Raw genomic sequence first — 20,175 nt, forward strand, 5'->3', positions numbered from 1 at the left:
TAAACTTTTATGAAATACAGAAAACGTTTCCTTAATTTTAACGTTTGTGATATAATTATCAGGTAAAAAATTTTTAGGAGTTTATTATGGTTTCTTCAGAATTTATCTCAAAGATTGAATTTGCTTGCAAGAAGAAAGAAAGTCTTTATAGCCAAAGCAAATTTAAGTATGCGATTCGTTCTATGTTCGCAGGTGCATTTTTAACCTTCAGTACAGCTGCTGGTGCAGTTGGGGCTGATTTGATTAATAAAATTGCACCAGGTAGTGGACGCTTCCTCTTCCCATTTGTCTTTGCTTGGGGCTTGGCCTACATTGTTTTCTTGAATGCCGAGTTGGTAACATCAAACATGATGTTCTTGACTGCTGGTAGTTTCTTGAAAAAAATCTCTTGGAGAAAAACAGCTGAGATTTTACTTTACTGTACCTTGTTCAACCTTATCGGGGCCTTGATAGCCGGTTGGGGCTTTGCCCACTCAGCAGCTTATGCACATCTGACACACGATAGTTTCATCTCAGGGGTTGTTGAGATGAAGTTAGGCCGTTCAAATGAATTAATCTTGCTTGAGGCGATTTTGGCAAATATTTTCGTAAATATTGCGATTCTTTCATTTATTTTGGTCAAAGATGGTGGTGCCAAACTTTGGCTTGTGTTGTCAGCTATTTACATGTTTGTATTCTTAACAAACGAGCACATTGCGGCGAACTTTGCTTCTTTCGCGATTGTAAAATTCAGTGTTGCTGCTGACTCAATTGCTAACTTCGGTGTTGGAAATATGCTTCGTCACTGGGGTGTAACCTTCATCGGAAACTTTATCGGAGGAGGCCTCTTGATGGGTCTTCCATATGCCTTCCTCAATAAAAATGAAGATACTTATGTAGATTAAGAAAATGAGCACGATTGATTCGTGCTTTTTTCGATTTTGTAAGAAGTAATAGCCGCTTCTTATATCAAAATATAGAAAAGAGGTATTAGTCAAGATAGGTAGATAGTGCTACAATATCCTTAATGAAACTATATGGAGGTAGCCTTATGACTCGTGATTTTAAATTTGAAACCTTACAATTGCATGCTGGTCAAGTTGTGGATCCAGCAACTAAGTCTCGTGCAGTGCCGATTTATCAAACAACATCCTTTGTTTTTGATGACACGCAGGAAGGTGCCGATTTGTTTGCTTTGAGAAAACCAGGGAACATTTATACTCGTATTACAAATCCTACAACGGCTGCCTTTGAAGAAAGAATTGCTGCTCTTGAAGGTGGTGTTGGAGCTCTTGCAACAGCATCAGGTATGGCTGCAGTGACTTATACGATTTTGGCGCTTGCCCATGCAGGTGACCATGTAGTGGCAGCATCAACTATTTACGGTGGAACCTTCAATCTCTTGAAAGAAACCCTTCCTCGTTATGGGATCACAACAACCTTTGTCGATGTGGATAATTTGGAGGAAGTGGAAGCAGCTATCAATGACAATACCAAGCTTGTCTTGATTGAAACCTTGGGAAATCCCTTGATTAATATTCCAGATTTGGAAAAATTGGCTGAGATTGCTCATAAACACCAGATTCCACTAGTTTCGGATAATACCTTTGCAACACCTTATTTGATTAACGTTTTTTCTCACGGTGTAGATATTGCCATTCACTCTGCGACTAAGTTTATCGGTGGGCATGGTACGACTATTGGAGGAGTGATTGTCGATAGTGGTCGTTTTGACTGGGCGGCTTCAGGAAAATTCCCTCAATTTGTTGAGGAAGACCCAAGCTACCACAATTTGAGCTATACTCGTGATGTGGGTGCAGCAGCCTTTATTATCGCTGTCCGTGTCCAATTGCTTCGTGATACAGGTGCAGCCTTGTCACCATTTAATGCCTTCCTCTTGCTTCAAGGACTTGAAACCCTTTCACTTCGTGTGGAGCGCCATGTGCAAAATGCAGAGAAAATTGTTGATTTTCTTATCAACCATCCTAAGGTAGAAAAAGTCAACTATCCAAAACTTGCTGATAGTCCTTATCATGCCTTGGCTGAGAAATATTTGCCAAAAGGTGTTGGTTCAATCTTTACCTTCCATGTCAAAGGTGGGGAGGCAGAAGCACGCAAGGTAATTGATCATTTAGAAATCTTCTCTGATCTTGCAAATGTGGCAGATGCTAAATCGCTTGTTGTCCATCCAGCAACAACTACTCACGGTCAATTGTCAGAAAAAGACCTAGAAGCAGCCGGTGTCACACCAAACCAAATCCGCTTGTCAATCGGACTTGAAAATGTAGATGATTTAATTGAAGACTTGCGCTTGGCCTTGGAAAAAATTTAAAGTAAAAGAAGATAAACAGTGGGTTTTGACTCACTGTTTTTGATTTTCCCTCAGGCATGATATAATGGATAAAGAAGTCTAGAAAGAGGAACGATATGAACGAAATCAAATGTCCCAACTGTGGGGAAGTATTTACAGTAAATGAAAGTCAGTATGCTGAACTTTTATCCCAAGTGAGAACGGCAGAGTTTGATAAGGAATTGCACAACCGGATGAAGCAGGAACTGGCCTTGGCTGAGCAAAAGGCTATGAATGAACAACAGTCTAAACTAGCTCAAAAAGACCAAGAAATTGCACAATTGCAGAGTCAAATCCAAAACTTTGATACAGAAAAAGAATTGGCCAAGAAAGAAGTTGAACAGACAAGCCATCAGGCTCTCTTAGCCAAGGACAAGGAAGTGCAGGCCTTGGAAAATCAGTTGGCGACCTTGCGTTTGGAGCATGAAAATCAACTGCAAAAGACCCTTTCTGACCTAGAAAAAGAACGGGATCAGGTTAAAAACCAGCTTCTTTTACAAGAAAAAGAAAATGAGCTTTCTCTTTCTTCTGTTAAGCAAAACTATGAAGCACAGCTCAAGGCAGCCAGTGAACAAGTCGAATTTTATAAGAATTTCAAAGCTCAACAATCTACAAAAGCCATCGGGGAAAGTCTGGAACAGTATGCTGAAAGTGAGTTTAACAAGGTTCGCAGTTTTGCCTTTCCAAATGCTTACTTTGAGAAGGATAACAAGGTTTCTGCGCGTGGGTCTAAGGGGGACTTTATCTTCCGTGAATGTGATGAAAATGGGGTCGAAATCATTTCCATTATGTTTGAGATGAAAAATGAAGCGGATGGAACAGAGAAGAAGCACAAGAATGCAGATTTTTATAAGGAATTGGACAAGGATCGTCGGGAGAAGAACTGTGAGTATGCCGTTTTGGTGACCATGCTTGAGGCCGATAATGACTACTTTAACACGGGTATCGTGGATGTCAGTCATGAGTATGAAAAGATGTATGTGGTTCGACCTCAATTCTTTATCCAGTTGATTGGACTCCTGCGAAATGCGGCGCTTAATTCCCTAAAATACAAGCAGGAGCTGGCCTTGGTTCGCGAACAAAATATTGACATTACGCATTTTGAAGAAGACTTAGATGCCTTTAAACTAGCTTTTGCTAAAAACTACAACTCTGCTTCAACCAACTTTGGCAAAGCTATCGATGAAATCGACAAGGCCATCAAACGCATGGAAGAGGTCAAGAAATTCCTAACCACATCTGAAAACCAACTTCGCCTTGCAAACAACAAATTGGAGGATGTATCCGTAAAAAAATTGACCCGAAAAAATCCAACCATGAAAGCGAAGTTTGAAGCATTGAAGGGGGAGTGAGAAAGCAAATATGAACGGTATTATCAACTTAAAAAAAGAAGCGGGGATGACCTCGCATGATGCGGTTTTTAAACTGCGTAAGATTTTGGAAACTAAGAAGATTGGTCATGGTGGGACCTTGGATCCGGATGTGGTGGGTGTTTTGCCCATTGCGGTTGGCAAGGCGACACGAATGGTCGAGTTTATGCAGGATGAGGGAAAGGTCTATGAGGGGGAAATTACTCTTGGCTATTCAACAACGACTGAGGATGCAAGTGGGGAAGTGGTTGCAGAGACACCTGTTTTATCGCCCTTGGATGAAAAACTTGTCGATGAAGCAATCGCTAGTTTGACTGGGCCTATTAGTCAGATTCCACCTATGTATTCGGCTGTCAAGGTCAATGGTCGTAAGCTTTATGAGTATGCGCGTGCTGGTCAGGAAGTGGAGCGCCCAGAACGTCAGGTGACCATTTATCAATTTGAGCGAACAAGTTCGATTTCTTATGAGGGCGAACTTGCACGCTTTACTTTCCGGGTGAAATGCAGCAAGGGGACTTATATCCGTACCTTATCAGTTGACTTGGGAGAAAAATTGGGATATGCAGCTCATATGTCACATCTGACACGGACTAGTGCAGCAGGTTTGCAACTTGAGGATGCTCTTACCTTGGAAGAAATTGCTGAAAAAGTGGAGGCTGGCCAATTGGACTTTCTCCATCCTCTAGAGATTGGGACAGGCGACCTTGTCAAAGTTTTCCTATCCCCAGAACAGGCTACAGAAGTGCGCTTTGGTCGTTTTATTGAGCTAGACCAAACGGACAAAGAACTGGCTGCCTTTGAAGATGATAAATTGTTAGCCATTCTAGAAAAACGGGGCAATCTCTATAAGCCAAGGAAGGTTTTTAGCTAGTCTAACTGAGGTGTAGGGAGTGTTGTTTCTCCTAGACTATCCAAATCAGACTATAAATTTTGTAAAAAATGTGATAGAATAGACGACGGATAAAAAAACGGAGGATAGCATGCAAAATAGACCAATCATTATCGGAGTGACAGGTGGTTCTGGTGGTGGTAAGACCAGTGTTTCAAGAGCCATTTTATCGCATTTTCCTGATGAAAAGATTTCCATGATTGAGCATGATTCATACTACAAGGATCAGTCTCACTTGACCTTTGAAGAGCGTGTCAAAACCAACTACGACCATCCTTTTGCCTTTGATACAGACTTGATGATTGAGCAGATTAAGGAATTGTTGGCAGGGCGTCCGGTGGACATCCCGACTTATGACTATACAGAGCATACACGAAGTAGCAAGACCTATCGTCAGGAGCCTCAAGATGTCTTTATCGTTGAGGGCATTTTAGTCTTGGAGGACAAGCGCCTGCGTGATTTGATGGATATCAAGATTTTTGTGGATACGGATGATGATGTGCGCATTATTCGTCGTATCAAGCGTGATATGGAGGAGCGTGGACGTAGCCTTGATAGCGTTATTGACCAGTACTTAGGTGTGGTCAAACCCATGTACCACCAGTTTATCGAGCCAACTAAGCGTTATGCTGATATCGTCATTCCTGAGGGAGTCAGCAATACAGTTGCTATCGACCTGTTGACGACCAAGATTGCAAAGATTTTGGAAGAAGCCCGAAATAGCAAATAATCAGATGTGGAGGCCTTGCCTCCTTTTTTATTTTTCACTCATAATGGTACATAAATGGAGATTTTTAGGCATATTTTTGGTATAATAATACCCATGAAAGAGCAAGAAAATGAATAGTAGGTGGAGATGGAAAAGTATTTATCGGTAACAACTTTGACCAAGTATCTGAAAATGAAATTCGATAAAGACCCTTACTTGGAACGAGTCTATTTAACTGGTCAAGTTTCTAACTTTCGTAAACGACCTACTCACCAATATTTCTCCCTAAAGGATGACCATGCAGTTATTCAAGCGACTATTTGGTCTGGAATTTATCAGAAATTAGGTTTCGACCTGGAAGAAGGAATGAAAATCAATGTGATTGGGCGCGTACAGGTCTATGAACCAAGTGGTAGCTACTCCATCATCATTGAAAAGGCAGAGCCTGATGGGGTTGGGGCGCTTGCGATTCAGTTTGAACAACTCAAGAAAAAATTGACAGAAGAAGGTCTGTTTCAAGAAAGCTTCAAGCAACCTCTGCCCCAATTTTCTAAGAGAATTGGTGTAGTGACCAGTCGCAGTGGAGCCGTGATTCGAGATATTATCACGACCGTCAGCAGGCGATTCCCAGGTGTCGATATCCTGCTTTATCCAACTAAGGTGCAAGGTGAAGGATCTGCGGAGGAAATAGCTCGAAATATCGCTCGAGCCAATCAACGGGACGATTTGGACTTGCTGATTATTGGTCGTGGTGGAGGTTCTATCGAGGATCTTTGGGCCTTTAACGAAGAAATTGTGGTACGAGCTATTTTTGAATCTCGTTTGCCAATCATTTCTAGTGTGGGACATGAGACAGATGTGACTTTAGCAGATTTTGTGGCAGATCGCCGCGCTGCGACGCCAACAGCTGCAGCTGAACTAGCAACACCTGTGACCAAGTTGGATCTATTAGCTCATTTGCAAAATCAGGAAAAACGGATGGCAACAGCAGTCCGAAATGTCCTATATAAGAAACAAGAAGCTTTGAAAAAATGCAGTCAGTCTGTTATCTTTAGACAGCCAGAGCGTTTGTATGATGGCTATATGCAACGCTTGGATCAACTGCAACTGCGTTTAAAACAAAGTTTACGTACACGGATTTCTGATAACAAACAAGTCGTCCAAGCACGGACGCATCGACTAGTCCAGTTATCACCTGTTACCAAAATTCAGCGTTATCAAGACCGTCTAGGTCAGTTGGACAAGCTTCTCCGTAGCCAAATGGCGCTGGTTTATGATGCCAAGGTTGCTGAAGTGAAGCGACTTTCAGAAGCCCTGCTCATGTTAGATACTAGCCGAATTGTGGCGCGTGGTTATGCTATTGTCAAGAAAGAAGAGTCCGTTGTAGATTCGGTTGAGAGTTTGAAGAAAAAAGACCAAGTGACGCTTTTGATGCGAGATGGTCAAGTAGAATTAGAGGTTAAAGATGTCAAAACAAAAGAAATTTGAGGAAAATCTAGCAGAACTGGAGACCATTGTCCAAAGTTTGGAAAATGGTGAAATTGCTCTGGAAGATGCGATTGCTGCCTTTCAAAAGGGTATGGTCTTGTCAAAAGAGCTCCAAGCGACGCTGGACAAGGCTGAAAAGACCTTGGTCAAGATCATGCAAGAAGACGGAACAGAAAGTGATTTTGAATGAAAAAACAAGAGAAATTAGCTCTTGTCGAGTCGGCCTTGGAAGACTTTTATGGAGACCAGCAGTTTGCCTCGAGTTTGCGAGAGGCTATTCTCTATTCCATTCACGCTGGTGGCAAACGTATTCGGCCTTTTCTTCTGTTAGAAGTTCTGGAAGCCTTGCAGGTGGCTATTAAACCAGCACACGCGCAGGTGGCTGCTGCTTTGGAAATGATCCATACAGGGAGCTTGATTCATGATGATCTTCCTGCCATGGATGACGATGATTACCGTAGGGGACGATTGACCAATCATAAGAAATTTGGAGAAGCTATGGCCATTTTGGCTGGAGATGCCTTGTTCCTAGATCCTTATGCTTTGATAGCGCAGGCAGATTTGCCAAGTCAGATCAAGGTGGACTTGATTGCCAACTTATCTCTTGCTTCAGGAAGTTTGGGCATGGTGGCAGGGCAGGTTTTGGACATGGAAGGCGAACACCAGCATTTGTCTTTGGAAGAACTCCAGACTATTCATGCTAATAAGACTGGAAAGTTACTAGCCTATCCCTTCCAAGCAGCTGCCATCATAGCCGAATTGGCACCTGAAATGCAGGTAAAGCTGAAAACTGTTGGTGAATTGATTGGACTTGCTTTTCAAGTTCGAGATGACGTGTTAGATGTGACAGCTAGTTTTGAGGAAATCGGCAAGACACCACAAAAGGACCTGCAGGCTGCAAAATCAACCTATCCAGCTTTGTTGGGCTTAGAAGAGGCTATTGCCTTTTGTAACCAGACTCTGGATCAAGCTAATGCCAAATTAGACGACATTGCCCAGCAGGTTCACTTTGAAACAGAATCGATTGTAAAAGTAGTAGAAAGTTTGAGAATCAATGACTAAGGAAAGAGTGGACGTACTAGCTTATAAACAGGGCTTGTTTGAAACGCGAGAACAAGCCAAGCGTGGTGTAATGGCTGGACTAGTCGTAGCAGTCCTTAACGGAGAACGGTTTGACAAGCCAGGAGAGAAAATTCCAGATGACACCGAGCTAAAACTCAAGGGCGAGAAACTCAAGTATGTCAGTCGTGGTGGTTTGAAATTAGAAAAGGCCTTGCAGGTCTTTGATTTGTCAGTGGAAGGAGCAACCACGATTGATATCGGTGCTTCTACTGGAGGTTTTACCGATGTCATGTTGCAAAATGGTGCTGAGTTGGTCTTTGCAGTTGATGTTGGTACCAATCAGTTGGCTTGGAAACTACGCCAGGACCCGCGAGTTGTCAGCATGGAGCAGTTCAATTTCCGCTATGCTGAAAAGGCTGATTTCGAGAAGGAGTCGAGCTTTGCCAGCATTGATGTGAGTTTTATTTCCCTTAGTCTGATTCTTCCGGCCTTGCATCGTGTCTTGGCAGATCAAGGTCAGGTTGTGGCTCTGGTTAAGCCTCAGTTTGAAGCAGGACGTGAGCAGATTGGGAAAAATGGAATCATTCGTGATGCTAAGGTTCATCAACATGTCCTTGAATCTGTCACAACCATGGCAGTAGAGGAGGGCTTTTCAGTCCTTGGATTGGACTTTTCTCCCATCCAAGGTGGGCATGGAAATATTGAATTTTTAGCGTATTTGAAAAAAGAAGAGTCAGCAAGCAATCAGGTTCTTGCTGAAATTGAAGAAGTAGTAGAGAGGGCGCATAGTCAATTTAAAAATGAATAAAAAAGAGAGACTTGAAAAAATTAGACGATTTGTGACAGATTATCAAATCGGCACGCAAGAAGAAATTGTAGAACATTTGAAAGAAGCAGGTATAACTGCCACTCAAGCGACGGTATCACGAGATATCAAAGAACTAGGTATTGTCAAAATTCCTTTGAGAGACAACACCTATGTCTATGAATTACCAAAATCAATCGTAAAAAGTTTGCAACTGGCTGAAGACAATATTGAGTCAGCTGAATTGATGGATAAGATGATTAATCTCCAAGTTATTCCAGGAAATACAGCTTTTGTAAAAGCTCAGTTAATCGAGACTTTTGCTGACAAGATTTTTAGCTGTTTAGCTGATGATAGCTCGATTTTAGTCATTGCCAGAAGTGAAAGTCTAGCTGAGGAAATCTTTGAACAAGTAAAAAATTGGTAGGTCTATATGTTACTTGAAATTTCGATAAAAAACTTTGCCATTATTGAGGCTATTTCCCTCAATTTTGAAAAGGGGATGACTGTCCTGACTGGTGAAACGGGTGCAGGGAAGTCAATTATCATTGATGCCATGAATATGATGTTGGGAGCTCGTGCTACGACAGATGTTATTCGTCATGGTGCGCCAAAGGCAGAGATTGAGGGGCTTTTCTCAGTTGAGAATAGTCGCCTTTTGCAGGAAATTTTTGATGAGCAAGGTTTGGAAATGGGTGATGAAATCATCATCCGTCGAGAAATTCTGCAAAATGGTCGTAGTATTAGTCGTGTCAATGGCCAGATGGTTAATCTGTCTGTTTTGCGTGCTATTGGGCAACATCTTGTGGATATTCATGGTCAGCATGACCAAGAGGAGTTAATGCGTCCTCAACTGCATATCCAGATGTTGGATGAATTTGGTGATACAGCCTTTTGGGCCTTGAAAGAAACCTATCAAACGAGTTTTGATGCCTATCGGAAAATGCGCAAGCAGGTCCTGGAAGTCAAGAAAAACCAACAGGAACACAAGGCTCGTATTGAAATGTTGGAATTTCAAATGGCAGAGATTGAGGCAGCAAACTTGCAAGCAGGTGAGGACTTGGCTCTTAACCAAGAGCGAGATAAACTCCTCAACCATAAAAATATTGCGGATACCCTAACCAATGCCTACAGTATGTTGGACAATGAAGATTTTTCAAGTCTGGCTAATGTTCGTTCAGCCATGAATGACATGGAAAGTGTCGAAGAGTATGACCCTGAATACCGTGAAATTTCAAGCTCACTGTCTGAGACCTACTATGTCTTAGAAGATATTAGCAAACGTTTGGAAGCAATCATTGAGGATTTAGATTTTGATGGTAATCGCCTCATGCAGGTTGAGAATCGTTTGGATCTCCTTCATACCATTACTCGTAAGTATGGTGGGACTGTTGACGATGTCTTGCTTTATTTTGCCAAGATTACGGAAGAATACAATCTCTTGACTGGCAATAATCTTTCGTCTGAGGACATGGAAGCTGAGCTCAAGAAATTGGAAGTCAATCTTGTTGATTTGGCAGGCCAGCTTGCATCTGCTCGTCATGACTTGGCCCAGCAGCTAGAAGCAGAGATTAAACAAGAATTGCAAGACCTTTATATGGAAAAAGCCCAGTTTCAGGTTCGTTTTAGCAAGGGCAAATTCAGTCGTGAGGGAAATGAAATGGTCGAGTTTTACATTTCAACCAACCCTGGTGAAGACTTTAAACCCTTGGTTAAGGTTGCGTCTGGTGGGGAATTATCTCGTCTCATGTTAGCCATTAAGTCTGCCTTTTCACGTAAAGAAGGTAAGACAAGTATTGTCTTTGATGAGGTGGATACGGGAGTTTCAGGTCGTGTAGCTCAAGCCATCGCACAGAAGATTCATAAAATTGGCCAGCATGGTCAGGTTCTGGCTATTTCCCATTTGCCACAAGTGATTGCGATTGCAGATTATCAATTCTTTATTGAGAAGATTAGCAATGACCATTCAACAGTTTCGACTGTTCGTCTCTTGACGGTTGAAGAGCGAGTGGAAGAAGTTGCTAAGATGTTGGCAGGTGATGATGTCACAGAAGCCGCCCTGACGCAAGCCAGAGAATTGTTGAGAAACAGGGAGGAATAAGATGACAGACTATTATGTAATTGGAGATGTTCACGGAAAAGCTGGGATGCTGGAAGACCTTCTCAAAACATGGGATGGTCAGACTCAGTTGCTCTTTCTAGGGGACTTGATTGACCGTGGTGAAGATAGTCGCCGTGTCCTTGAAATGGTCAAGGACTTGGTTGATAATCAAGGGGCAATCTGTTTGTCAGGAAATCACGAGTATATGTTTTTGACTTGGCTCGATGACCCAGAAGAAAGTTATGACCATTATCGTCGCAATGGTGGAGATACAACCATTAACTCTATCCTAGGTCGTCCCTTGGATGCACCAGTTGATGGAGTAGAAGATGCCAAGCGTGTCACTACTGAAGCGGCAGATTTGGTCGAATTCATTCGTCAAATGCCTTTTGTGGTAGAGACAGACAAGTATATCTTTGTTCATGCAGGTATTGATTTAACCTTGGATGACTGGCATGAAACTACAGATTATAAAAAAGTCTGGCTTAGAAAACCATTCCACGAAGCAGAAAATCATACTGGAAAAATCATTGTCTTTGGCCATACACCGGTCTATGGTTTGTTAAAGCAAGAGCGTGGTACTGCTGAGCTTTGGACTACAGAAGATGGCAAGATTGGAATGGATGGAGGAGCTGTTTATGGTGGTGTCCTTCATGGGATTGTCTTTACAGACCAAGGAATGACAGAACACTACTTTATCGAAAATGACGGCTTTGTCGCTGAAGATTAGTACTCCTAGCAGGGTATGGTCTTGTCAAAATGGCAAAAACAATTTATAATAAATAGATACCCTGAAAGGAAGAGAATCATGAACTTAGAAGAATTGAAAAAACGACAGGAGAAGATTCGTAACTTCTCTATTATCGCCCATATTGACCACGGGAAATCAACTCTAGCAGACCGCATTTTGGAAAAAACTGAGACGGTTTCAAGCCGTGAAATGCAGGCCCAGCTTTTGGATAGTATGGATTTAGAGCGGGAACGTGGGATTACCATTAAGTTGAATGCCATAGAGCTCAATTACACTGCAAAAGATGGGGAAACTTACATTTTTCACTTGATTGACACACCGGGGCACGTGGACTTTACCTATGAAGTTTCACGTTCGCTAGCTGCCTGTGAAGGAGCTATTTTGGTGGTTGATGCTGCCCAAGGGATTGAGGCTCAAACCCTTGCCAATGTTTATCTGGCCTTGGACAATGATTTGGAAATCATGCCAGTCATTAACAAAATTGACCTACCAGCTGCAGATCCTGAGCGCGTGCGTACAGAGATTGAAGATGTCATTGGTTTGGATGCCAGTGAAGCAGTTTTGGCTTCTGCCAAGGCTGGTATCGGTATCGAAGAAATTCTTGAGCAAATCGTAGAAAAAGTGCCAGCGCCAACAGGTGATGTGACGTCACCACTGAAGGCCTTGATTTTTGACTCTGTTTACGATGCTTACCGAGGAGTTATCCTCCAAGTGCGTGTTATGGATGGAGTGGTCAAACCTGGTGATAAGATTCAGCTCATGAGCAATGGCAAGACCTTTGATGTGACCGAAGTCGGTATTTTTACACCCAAAGCAGTTGGTCGTGATTTCCTTGCGACTGGTGACGTTGGTTATATTGCGGCTTCTATCAAGACGGTTCAAGACACTCGTGTGGGTGATACTGTTACCTTGGCAACCAATCCTGCGGCAGAGCCATTACATGGTTACAAGCAGATGAATCCTATGGTTTTTGCAGGTCTCTACCCAATTGAGTCAAACAAGTATAATGACCTACGTGAAGCGCTTGAAAAATTGCAACTGAATGATGCTAGTCTTCAGTTTGAACCAGAAACATCTCAGGCACTTGGATTTGGTTTCCGTTGTGGTTTCCTTGGACTTCTCCATATGGATGTTATCCAAGAACGTTTAGAGCGTGAGTTCAACATCGACCTCATCATGACAGCTCCATCTGTTATCTATAAGGTTAACTTGACCGACGGTGAGTCTATGGATGTATCTAACCCATCTGAGTTCCCAGATCCTACCAAGATTGCGACCATTGAAGAGCCTTATGTTAAGGCGCAAATCATGGTACCACAGGAGTTCGTAGGAGCTGTAATGGAGCTAGCTCAGCGCAAGCGTGGTGACTTTGTGACTATGGACTATATTGATGATAACCGTGTCAATGTTATCTATCAAATTCCACTGGCTGAAATCGTCTTCGACTTCTTTGATAAGCTTAAGTCTTCGACACGTGGTTACGCTAGCTTTGACTACGAATTGTCAGAGTACCGCCCATCTAAGCTGGTCAAAATGGATATCCTTCTCAACGGAGACAAGGTGGATGCCCTCAGCTTTATCGTTCACAAGGATTTTGCTTACGAACGTGGGAAACTCATCGTTGATAAGCTCAAGAAAATCATTCCTCGCCAACAATTTGAGGTCCCAATTCAAGCAGCTATTGGACACAAGATTGTGGCTCGTACTGATATCAAGGCCCTTCGTAAGAACGTACTTGCTAAATGTTATGGTGGTGACGTTTCTCGTAAACGCAAACTCCTTGAAAAACAAAAAGCTGGTAAGAAGCGCATGAAAGCTATCGGATCAGTAGAAGTTCCACAAGAAGCCTTCCTTAGCGTCTTGAGCATGGATGAAGAATAAGTTATCATAATTGTTTTTCTTGTTCATAGGAAATTTACATAAGAATCAATAGTAAAACAGGCTTAAATAGGCCTGTTTTTTTGCATTTATAATAGGATTAAATCGTTTAAAGTGTTTGTTTTAAACGTTTGTTTTGATTGTAAAGATAAAAAATAAACAAAATAATCAAAAAAGGGACAAAAAACAACAGAAAAACATTGACAACGGTTTCATATAGTGTTATACTTATAGCATAAAGTTAATGGAAAGAAGGGAAAAACCTTATGGGATTAGATCATTTCTTTGACAAAAACCTTGTGTTTTGCTTAGAAGCGGATAATCAAGAACATCTCTTTGATCAGGTTGCAACTTTATTGGAAGAACGGGAAATCGTAACTCCAACTTATCGTGAAGCCTTGATCACGCGTGAAAAGTCATTTCCAACTGGCTTAGATATGGAATTTTTGGGTAAGGATTTGCCGAATGTGGCTATTCCTCACACAGATATTGTTCATAATCTTGCCGAAAAAGTTGTGGTCGTTCGATTAGAGAAACCGGTGACTTTCCACAATATGATTGCGCCAGATAAGGAAGTAGAAGTATCCTTGCTCTTCTTTATCATTAATAACTCAAGTTCAAGTCAAACGAACATTCTTGCTCAGTTGATGGACTTCTTTACTGGAAATGGTCATCTTGAAGACCTATCAAAAATTTCTGAACCTGAAGCCCTCTATGCTTATATCGCTGAAGCAATCGCTTAATCTTGTCTATTAAAAATATTAAATCGGAGGAAATCCATATGATAAAAATTCTTGCTGCCTGCGGTGCAGGTGTTAACTCAAGCCACCAAATTAAAAGTGCTCTTGAAGAAGAACTTTCAAACCGCGGTTTTGATGTCCACTGTGATGCAGTTATGGTCAAAGACGTTAACGAAGATCTTATCAAAGGTTATGATATCTTCACACCAATTGCTGCTACAGACCTTGGTTTTGACCCAGGTATTCCAGTTATCGAAGCTGGACCAATCTTATTCCGTATCCCAGCTATGAGTGCTCCAGTATTTGACAATATTGAAGCAGCCATTAAAGAACACGGGTTAAGCTAATTTTAATTTGTTAACATTCATATAACATAAAAAGGGAGGAACTATTATGGATGTCATTATCGAACTAGCCAATAAGCTGTTCAAACCTATCTTGGATATGGGTGGACCGATCATCATGTTGATCATTTTGACAGTATTGGCTCTACTTTTTGGAGTGAAATTCTCCAAAGCGCTTGAAGGTGGTATCAAACTTGCCATCGCTCTTACTGGTATCGGTGCTATCATCGGTATGCTAAATGGTGCTTTCTCAGCATCACTTGCAAAATTCGTTGAAAATACTGGTATTCAATTGAACATCACCGACGTTGGTTGGGCACCGCTTGCTACAATCACTTGGGGATCTGCTTGGACACTTTACTTCTTGCTCATCATGTTGATTGTCAACGTAGTGATGCTTGCTATGAAGAAAACTGATACACTTGACGTTGATATCTTCGATATCTGGCACTTGTCTATCACAGGTCTTTTGATTAAATGGTATGCAGACAACAATGGCGTTAGCCAAGGAGTTTCACTCTTCATTGCGACTGCAGCAGTTGTTCTTGTTGGGGTTCTTAAAATTATCAACTCTGATTTGATGAAACCTACATTCGACGATCTTCTTAACGCACCAAGTTCATCACCAATGACTTCAACTCACATGAACTACATGATGAACCCAGTTATCATGGTTTTGGATAAGATTTTTGAAAAATTCTTCCCAGGTCTTGATAAATATGACTTTGATGCTGCTAAATTGAACAAGAAAATCGGTTTCTGGGGATCTAAATTCTTCATCGGTTTCATCCTTGGTATCGTCATCGGTTTGATGGGTACTCCACATCCAGTTGCTGGCGTAGAAGATGCATCAAACTGGCAATTAGTTATTAAAGGTTGGTTGTCTCTTGGTTTGACAGCTGGTGTGTCTTTGGAACTCTTCTCACTTATCGGTTCATGGTTCATCGCTGCCGTAGAGCCACTTTCACAAGGTATTACAAACGTTGCTACTAAACGTCTTCAAGGACGTAAATTCAACATCGGTCTTGACTGGCCTTTCATCGCTGGTCGTGCTGAAGTTTGGGCTTGTGCAAACGTACTTGCACCAATTATGTTGGTTGAAGCTGTGCTTCTTTCAAAAGTCGGAAATGGTATCTTGCCACTTGCAGGTATCATCGCTATGGGTGTTACTCCAGCTCTCTTGGTTGTAACACGTGGTAAATTGCTCCGTATGATTATCTTCGGAACACTCTTGTTGCCACTCTTCCTTCTTTCAGGTACACTTATCGCACCATTTGCAACAGAACTTGCTAAAGGTGTAGGTGCCTTCCCAGAAGGTGTGAGCCAAACTCAATTGATCACTCACTCAACTCTTGAAGGACCAATCGAAAAACTTCTTGGTTGGACAATTGGTAACACTACAACAGGTGATATCAAAGCAATCCTTGGTGCTGTAGTCTTCCTTGTATTCTATATCGGTATCTTTGCTTGGTACAGAAAACAAATGATCAAACGTAACGAAGAGTACGCAGCAAAAGCAAAATAATGCGCTCCTATAAAATGTAAATTGTTGAAACTAGGTTGTCATACCATTAGGAGTGACAGCCTAGTTTTTTATAAACTATCAAGAAATCGGAGAAAATAATGGTAATTGAATTAAAATCAGAACAATTAAGTGTTCAATTTAACAGTTTTGGCGGGGCTCTTTCTTCTATAAAAGATGCTGAAGGTCTTGAGTATTTGTGGCAAGGGGATGCCACTTATTGGAGTGGACAAGCTCCTGTTCTATTCCCCATTTGTGGTTCATTGAGGGATGATACAGCCCTCTATATAGATGAGAAGGGACAAGAAAGTAAAGGGAGCATTCCTCGTCATGGTTTGGTTCGTAAGAAAGAATTTGAATTAGTTGAACAGACAGACAAGAGTGTAACTTTTGCAATTGAAGACGATGAGAATAGCTATCAGAACTACCCTTATCATTTCCGCCTAGAAATCACTTATATCCTTACTGGTAAGACAGTACGGACTCAATACAAGATTTTCAATAAAGAAACTAGCAAGGTCATGCCTTACTTTATTGGTGGACATCCAGGCTTTAATTGTCCTCTACTTGATGATGAAGTCTATGAAGACTACTATTTAGAGTTTGAGAAAGAAGAGACTTGCTCTGTTCCACGCCCTTTCCCAGAAACAGGTATGTTGGATTTCCAAGATAGAAGTCCATGGTTAGAAGGTCAAAAAGAATTAGACCTCAGCTATGATCTTTTCAGTACAGATGCAGTCACCTTAGATGAATTGCAATCTAGAACAATTGCCCTTCGTTCTCGTAAACATGATAAAGGGTTGAAAGTGCACTTTGCAGAGTTCTCAAATCTCATTATCTGGTCAACTTTGAATAAGGGACCTTTCATTGCTTTTGAACCATGGTCAGGTTTGTCAACATCTCTTGAAGAAGGAGATCATCTAGAAGATAAGAAGAATGTTCGTCTCCTAGAACCTGGTCAAGTGGATCAAATTGGTTTTGATATCGAAATTTTTTAGTTAAAAAAACACAAAAACAAACATTAACTGTTGACTTTTTCGGTAAATAGGAGTATATTATGTTTGTAAGCAACAAATGATGTTTGTAACAAACAAATAATCGCTTGTTATATTTTCTTTCGTGGAGAAGGATTATTTCTAGGAAACTGGTTTCCTAAACTTGAATAAGGTGTCATTCATCTCATTCAATCCAATTTGTCAATAAACTGCTAGAAAGCTTTTTGTAGCTAAACTGCTAACTATAAAAGGTTTTACTAGCCTAGAAAAATAAAAAGGAGTATACAATATGTCTATTGTTATCGGTGCAGATGCTGCAGGTTTGAGATTGAAAGAAGTTGTGAAAGACTTCTTGGAAAAAGAAAACTTCCACGTTGTGGATGTTACAGCTGAAGGTCAAGACTTTGTTGATGTGACTCTTGCTGTTGCTGCAGAAGTAAACAAAGAAGAACAAAACCTTGGTATCGTGATTGATGCTTATGGAGCTGGTCCATTTATGGTCGCAACTAAGATCAAAGGAATGGTTGCTGCAGAAGTATCTGACGAACGTTCAGCTTATATGACTCGTGGACACAACAACTCACGTATGATCACTATGGGTGCACAACTTGTTGGTGATGAATTGGCTAAAAACATTGCTAAAGGATTTGTTAACGGTAAATACGACGGTGGTCGTCACCAAATTCGTGTTGATATGTTGAACAAAATGTGCTAATTAGATTACAGTAAGAAAGGTAAGTTAAAAATGAGAATTGCAATTGGATGTGACCACATCGTAACAGATGAAAAAATGGCGGTTTCAGAATTTTTGAAATCAAAAGGATATGAAGTCATTGACTTTGGTACTTATGACCACACACGTACTCACTACCCAATCTTTGGTAAAAAAGTTGGTGAAGCTGTAACTAGCGGTCAAGCTGATCTTGGAGTATGTATCTGTGGTACTGGTGTTGGTATCAACAACGCTGTAAATAAAGTTCCAGGTGTCCGTTCTGCCTTGGTTCGTGATATGACAACAGCTCTTTATGCTAAAGAAGAATTGAACGCCAACGTTATCGGTTTTGGTGGTAAGATTACTGGTGAATTGCTCATGTGTGACATCATCGAAGCTTTCATCCATGCTGAATACAAACCATCTGAAGAAAACAAAAAATTGATTGCGAAAATTGAACACGTTGAAAGTCACAATGCTCAACAAACAGACGCAAACTTCTTCACTGAATTCCTTGAAAAATGGGATCGCGGAGAATACCACGACTAAGAGGTGACCTATGATTTTAACAGTCACAATGAACCCATCCATCGATATTTCCTATCCTTTGGATGAGTTGAAGATTGATACTGTCAATCGTGTGGTGGATGTAACCAAAACTGCTGGTGGTAAAGGACTAAACGTTACTCGAGTACTTTCAGAATTTGGGGATTCTGTTCTTGCTACTGGTTTAGTTGGTGGCAAACTTGGTGAGTTTTTGGTTGAAAATATCGATGATAACGTTAAGAAAGATTTCTTCTCTATTCAGGGAGAAACTCGTAACTGTATCGCTATTCTTCACGGAGACAATCAAACAGAAGTTCTTGAAAAAGGTCCTGAAGTATTGGAACAGGAAGGTCAAGACTTTTTGGAACATTTCAAAAAACTCTTGGAGTCAGTTGAAGTAGTAGCTATTTCAGGTAGTCTCCCAGCTGGCCTTCCAGTTGATTACTATGCGAGCTTGGTAGAACTTGCGAATCAAGCTGGCAAACCTGTTGTCTTGGACTGCTCTGGTGCAGCACTTCAGGCTGTTCTTGAATCACCACATAAACCAACAGTCATCAAACCAAATAATGAGGAATTATCTCAGCTTCTTGGAAGAGAAGTTTCTGAGGATTTGGATGAATTAAAAGAAGTACTTCAAGAACCTTTGTTTGCAGGTATTGAATGGATTATCGTTTCACTTGGTGCCAACGGTGCTTTTGCCAAACATGGTGACACTTTCTACAAGGTAGATATTCCTAGAATTCAGGTGGTCAACCCTGTCGGATCTGGAGACTCTACTGTGGCAGGAATTTCTTCAGGACTGCTTCACAAAGAATCGGATGCAGCATTACTCATCAAGGCAAATGTCCTTGGTATGCTCAATGCTCAAGAAAAAATGACTGGTCATGTCAACATGGCCAACTATCAAGCTCTATATGATCAATTAATAGTAAAAGAGGTATAAAATGGCTTTAACAGAACAAAAACGTGCACGCTTAGAAAAACTTTCTGATGAAAATGGTATCATCTCAGCTCTTGCATTTGACCAACGTGGTGCTTTGAAACGCCTCATGGCTCAACACCAAACAGAAGAACCAACAGTGGCTCAAATGGAAGAACTTAAAGTTTTGGTAGCAGATGAATTGACTAAATACGCTTCATCTATGCTTCTTGACCCTGAGTATGGACTTCCAGCAACTAAAGCTCTTGATGAAAAAGCTGGTCTTCTCCTTGCTTATGAAAAAACAGGTTATGATACAACAAGTACAAAACGCTTGCCAGACTGCTTGGATGTTTGGTCTGCAAAACGTATTAAAGAAGAAGGTGCAGATGCAGTTAAATTCTTGCTTTACTATGATGTAGATAGCTCAGACGAACTCAACCAAGAAAAACAAGCTTACATCGAACGTATCGGTTCTGAATGTGTGGCTGAAGATATCCCATTCTTCCTTGAAATCCTTGCTTACGATGAAAAAATTGCTGACGCTGGTTCTGTAGAATACGCGAAAGTAAAACCACACAAAGTTATCGGTGCTATGAAAGTCTTCTCAGACCCACGCTTTAACATTGATGTCTTGAAAGTAGAAGTTCCTGTTAACATTAAATATGTTGAAGGCTTCGCTGAGGGTGAAGTAGTTTACACACGTGAAGAAGCAGCAGCATTCTTCAAAGCACAAGATGAAGCAACTAACTTGCCATATATCTACTTGAGTGCTGGTGTATCAGCTAAACTTTTCCAAGATACTCTTGTATTTGCTCATGAATCAGGTGCAAACTTCAATGGAGTTCTTTGTGGCCGTGCTACATGGGCTGGATCAGTTGAAGCTTATATCAAAGATGGTGAAGCAGCAGCTCGTGAATGGCTTCGCACAACTGGATTTGAAAACATTGATGAGCTCAATAAAGTTCTTCAAACAACAGCGACTTCATGGAAAGAACGCGTGTAAGCAAGTCCT

Annotated in this window: 21 protein-coding genes; all 21 read left to right on the forward strand. The window is 41.2% G+C overall.

The window, feature by feature from the left end; translation table 11 throughout:
- Positions 1–86: 86 nt before the first annotated feature.
- The gene (locus tag QM865_RS05020) at positions 87–884 is read left to right on the forward strand and encodes a formate/nitrite transporter family protein (RefSeq protein WP_101781990.1); all 798 of its coding nucleotides are present in this window, start codon (positions 87–89) and stop codon (positions 882–884) included.
- A 146-nt stretch (positions 885–1,030) separates the two neighbouring features.
- Positions 1,031–2,311 carry an O-acetylhomoserine aminocarboxypropyltransferase/cysteine synthase family protein gene (locus QM865_RS05025; RefSeq protein WP_414306188.1) on the forward strand — a complete coding sequence of 427 codons (1,281 nt, stop codon included), beginning with the start codon at positions 1,031–1,033 and terminating at the stop codon, positions 2,309–2,311.
- 95 nt (positions 2,312–2,406) lie between these two features.
- On the forward strand, positions 2,407–3,681 hold the full coding sequence (locus QM865_RS05030; protein WP_414306163.1) for a DUF2130 domain-containing protein: 1,275 nt from the start codon (positions 2,407–2,409) through the stop codon (positions 3,679–3,681).
- 10 nt (positions 3,682–3,691) lie between these two features.
- On the forward strand, positions 3,692–4,570 hold the full coding sequence (truB, locus tag QM865_RS05035) for a tRNA pseudouridine(55) synthase TruB (protein ID WP_414306164.1): 879 nt from the start codon (positions 3,692–3,694) through the stop codon (positions 4,568–4,570).
- A 109-nt stretch (positions 4,571–4,679) separates the two neighbouring features.
- Complete coding sequence (udk, locus tag QM865_RS05040; protein ID WP_001181376.1) at positions 4,680–5,318, forward strand: uridine kinase; 639 nt, start codon at positions 4,680–4,682, stop codon at positions 5,316–5,318.
- Positions 5,319–5,444: 126 nt separating this feature from the next.
- Positions 5,445–6,785, forward strand: coding sequence for an exodeoxyribonuclease VII large subunit (gene xseA / locus QM865_RS05045; RefSeq protein ID WP_414306165.1), 1,341 nt, complete (start codon positions 5,445–5,447; stop codon positions 6,783–6,785).
- Positions 6,763–6,975 (forward strand): exodeoxyribonuclease VII small subunit, encoded by a 213-nt coding sequence (locus tag QM865_RS05050; RefSeq protein WP_414306166.1) that lies wholly within the window; start codon positions 6,763–6,765, stop codon positions 6,973–6,975. The genes xseA and QM865_RS05050 overlap by 23 nt, the downstream gene beginning before the upstream one ends.
- Positions 6,972–7,847 carry a polyprenyl synthetase family protein gene (locus QM865_RS05055; RefSeq protein WP_414306167.1) on the forward strand — a complete coding sequence of 292 codons (876 nt, stop codon included), beginning with the start codon at positions 6,972–6,974 and terminating at the stop codon, positions 7,845–7,847. The genes QM865_RS05050 and QM865_RS05055 overlap by 4 nt, the downstream gene beginning before the upstream one ends.
- Positions 7,840–8,655 carry a TlyA family RNA methyltransferase gene (locus QM865_RS05060; protein ID WP_414306168.1) on the forward strand — a complete coding sequence of 272 codons (816 nt, stop codon included), beginning with the start codon at positions 7,840–7,842 and terminating at the stop codon, positions 8,653–8,655. The genes QM865_RS05055 and QM865_RS05060 overlap by 8 nt, the downstream gene beginning before the upstream one ends.
- Positions 8,648–9,079: an arginine repressor gene (locus tag QM865_RS05065; RefSeq protein ID WP_020900686.1), complete on the forward strand. Its 432-nt coding sequence runs from the start codon at positions 8,648–8,650 to the stop codon at positions 9,077–9,079. The genes QM865_RS05060 and QM865_RS05065 overlap by 8 nt, the downstream gene beginning before the upstream one ends.
- A 6-nt stretch (positions 9,080–9,085) precedes the next feature.
- Positions 9,086–10,753 (forward strand): DNA repair protein RecN, encoded by a 1,668-nt coding sequence (gene recN / locus QM865_RS05070; protein ID WP_414306169.1) that lies wholly within the window; start codon positions 9,086–9,088, stop codon positions 10,751–10,753.
- 1 nt (position 10,754) lies between these two features.
- Complete coding sequence (locus QM865_RS05075; RefSeq protein WP_414306170.1) at positions 10,755–11,483, forward strand: metallophosphoesterase family protein; 729 nt, start codon at positions 10,755–10,757, stop codon at positions 11,481–11,483.
- 78 nt (positions 11,484–11,561) lie between these two features.
- The gene (lepA, locus tag QM865_RS05080) at positions 11,562–13,385 is read left to right on the forward strand and encodes a translation elongation factor 4 (RefSeq protein ID WP_084926386.1); all 1,824 of its coding nucleotides are present in this window, start codon (positions 11,562–11,564) and stop codon (positions 13,383–13,385) included.
- A 263-nt stretch (positions 13,386–13,648) separates the two neighbouring features.
- Positions 13,649–14,125, forward strand: coding sequence for a PTS sugar transporter subunit IIA (locus QM865_RS05085; protein ID WP_000521974.1), 477 nt, complete (start codon positions 13,649–13,651; stop codon positions 14,123–14,125).
- A 38-nt stretch (positions 14,126–14,163) separates the two neighbouring features.
- Positions 14,164–14,469 carry a PTS sugar transporter subunit IIB gene (locus QM865_RS05090; protein ID WP_000590547.1) on the forward strand — a complete coding sequence of 102 codons (306 nt, stop codon included), beginning with the start codon at positions 14,164–14,166 and terminating at the stop codon, positions 14,467–14,469.
- Positions 14,470–14,515: 46 nt separating this feature from the next.
- Positions 14,516–15,991, forward strand: coding sequence for a PTS galactitol transporter subunit IIC (locus QM865_RS05095; RefSeq protein WP_153225885.1), 1,476 nt, complete (start codon positions 14,516–14,518; stop codon positions 15,989–15,991).
- Between the two features lie 98 nt (positions 15,992–16,089).
- On the forward strand, positions 16,090–16,986 hold the full coding sequence (locus tag QM865_RS05100) for an aldose 1-epimerase family protein (protein ID WP_173304066.1): 897 nt from the start codon (positions 16,090–16,092) through the stop codon (positions 16,984–16,986).
- A gap of 286 nt (positions 16,987–17,272) precedes the next feature.
- Positions 17,273–17,698, forward strand: a complete 426-nt coding sequence (lacA, locus tag QM865_RS05105) for a galactose-6-phosphate isomerase subunit LacA (RefSeq protein ID WP_000029277.1) — start codon at positions 17,273–17,275, stop codon at positions 17,696–17,698.
- Between the two features lie 30 nt (positions 17,699–17,728).
- Complete coding sequence (gene lacB / locus QM865_RS05110) at positions 17,729–18,244, forward strand: galactose-6-phosphate isomerase subunit LacB (protein ID WP_045611527.1); 516 nt, start codon at positions 17,729–17,731, stop codon at positions 18,242–18,244.
- Positions 18,245–18,254: 10 nt separating this feature from the next.
- A complete protein-coding gene (locus QM865_RS05115) occupies positions 18,255–19,184 on the forward strand; it encodes a tagatose-6-phosphate kinase (protein ID WP_261097514.1) in 930 nt (309 codons plus the stop codon).
- A 1-nt stretch (position 19,185) separates the two neighbouring features.
- Positions 19,186–20,166, forward strand: a complete 981-nt coding sequence (gene lacD / locus QM865_RS05120) for a tagatose-bisphosphate aldolase (protein ID WP_001229114.1) — start codon at positions 19,186–19,188, stop codon at positions 20,164–20,166.
- Positions 20,167–20,175 lie beyond the last annotated feature (9 nt).

This window comes from Streptococcus mitis, assembly GCF_047462815.1.
In the GTDB taxonomy this organism is placed as follows: Bacteria; Bacillota; Bacilli; order Lactobacillales; family Streptococcaceae; genus Streptococcus; species Streptococcus mitis_DO.

Bases quoted from the DNA above. Each gene is read 5' to 3' on its own strand.
- QM865_RS05020 (WP_101781990.1), top strand. From the start codon at position 87: ATGGTTTCTTCAGAATTTATCTCAAAGATTGAATTTGCTTGCAAGAAG.
- QM865_RS05055 (WP_414306167.1), top strand. From the start codon at position 6,972: ATGAAAAAACAAGAGAAATTAGCTCTTGTCGAGTCGGCCTTGGAAGAC.
- udk (WP_001181376.1), top strand. From the start codon at position 4,680: ATGCAAAATAGACCAATCATTATCGGAGTGACAGGTGGTTCTGGTGGT.
- QM865_RS05025 (WP_414306188.1), top strand. From the start codon at position 1,031: ATGACTCGTGATTTTAAATTTGAAACCTTACAATTGCATGCTGGTCAA.
- lacB (WP_045611527.1), top strand. From the start codon at position 17,729: ATGAGAATTGCAATTGGATGTGACCACATCGTAACAGATGAAAAAATG.
- QM865_RS05115 (WP_261097514.1), top strand. From the start codon at position 18,255: ATGATTTTAACAGTCACAATGAACCCATCCATCGATATTTCCTATCCT.
- lepA (WP_084926386.1), top strand. From the start codon at position 11,562: ATGAACTTAGAAGAATTGAAAAAACGACAGGAGAAGATTCGTAACTTC.
- QM865_RS05075 (WP_414306170.1), top strand. From the start codon at position 10,755: ATGACAGACTATTATGTAATTGGAGATGTTCACGGAAAAGCTGGGATG.
- QM865_RS05100 (WP_173304066.1), top strand. From the start codon at position 16,090: ATGGTAATTGAATTAAAATCAGAACAATTAAGTGTTCAATTTAACAGT.
- QM865_RS05085 (WP_000521974.1), top strand. From the start codon at position 13,649: ATGGGATTAGATCATTTCTTTGACAAAAACCTTGTGTTTTGCTTAGAA.
- QM865_RS05065 (WP_020900686.1), top strand. From the start codon at position 8,648: ATGAATAAAAAAGAGAGACTTGAAAAAATTAGACGATTTGTGACAGAT.
- QM865_RS05050 (WP_414306166.1), top strand. From the start codon at position 6,763: ATGTCAAAACAAAAGAAATTTGAGGAAAATCTAGCAGAACTGGAGACC.
- QM865_RS05060 (WP_414306168.1), top strand. From the start codon at position 7,840: ATGACTAAGGAAAGAGTGGACGTACTAGCTTATAAACAGGGCTTGTTT.
- truB (WP_414306164.1), top strand. From the start codon at position 3,692: ATGAACGGTATTATCAACTTAAAAAAAGAAGCGGGGATGACCTCGCAT.
- QM865_RS05090 (WP_000590547.1), top strand. From the start codon at position 14,164: ATGATAAAAATTCTTGCTGCCTGCGGTGCAGGTGTTAACTCAAGCCAC.
- lacA (WP_000029277.1), top strand. From the start codon at position 17,273: ATGTCTATTGTTATCGGTGCAGATGCTGCAGGTTTGAGATTGAAAGAA.
- QM865_RS05030 (WP_414306163.1), top strand. From the start codon at position 2,407: ATGAACGAAATCAAATGTCCCAACTGTGGGGAAGTATTTACAGTAAAT.
- lacD (WP_001229114.1), top strand. From the start codon at position 19,186: ATGGCTTTAACAGAACAAAAACGTGCACGCTTAGAAAAACTTTCTGAT.
- QM865_RS05095 (WP_153225885.1), top strand. From the start codon at position 14,516: ATGGATGTCATTATCGAACTAGCCAATAAGCTGTTCAAACCTATCTTG.
- recN (WP_414306169.1), top strand. From the start codon at position 9,086: ATGTTACTTGAAATTTCGATAAAAAACTTTGCCATTATTGAGGCTATT.
- xseA (WP_414306165.1), top strand. From the start codon at position 5,445: ATGGAAAAGTATTTATCGGTAACAACTTTGACCAAGTATCTGAAAATG.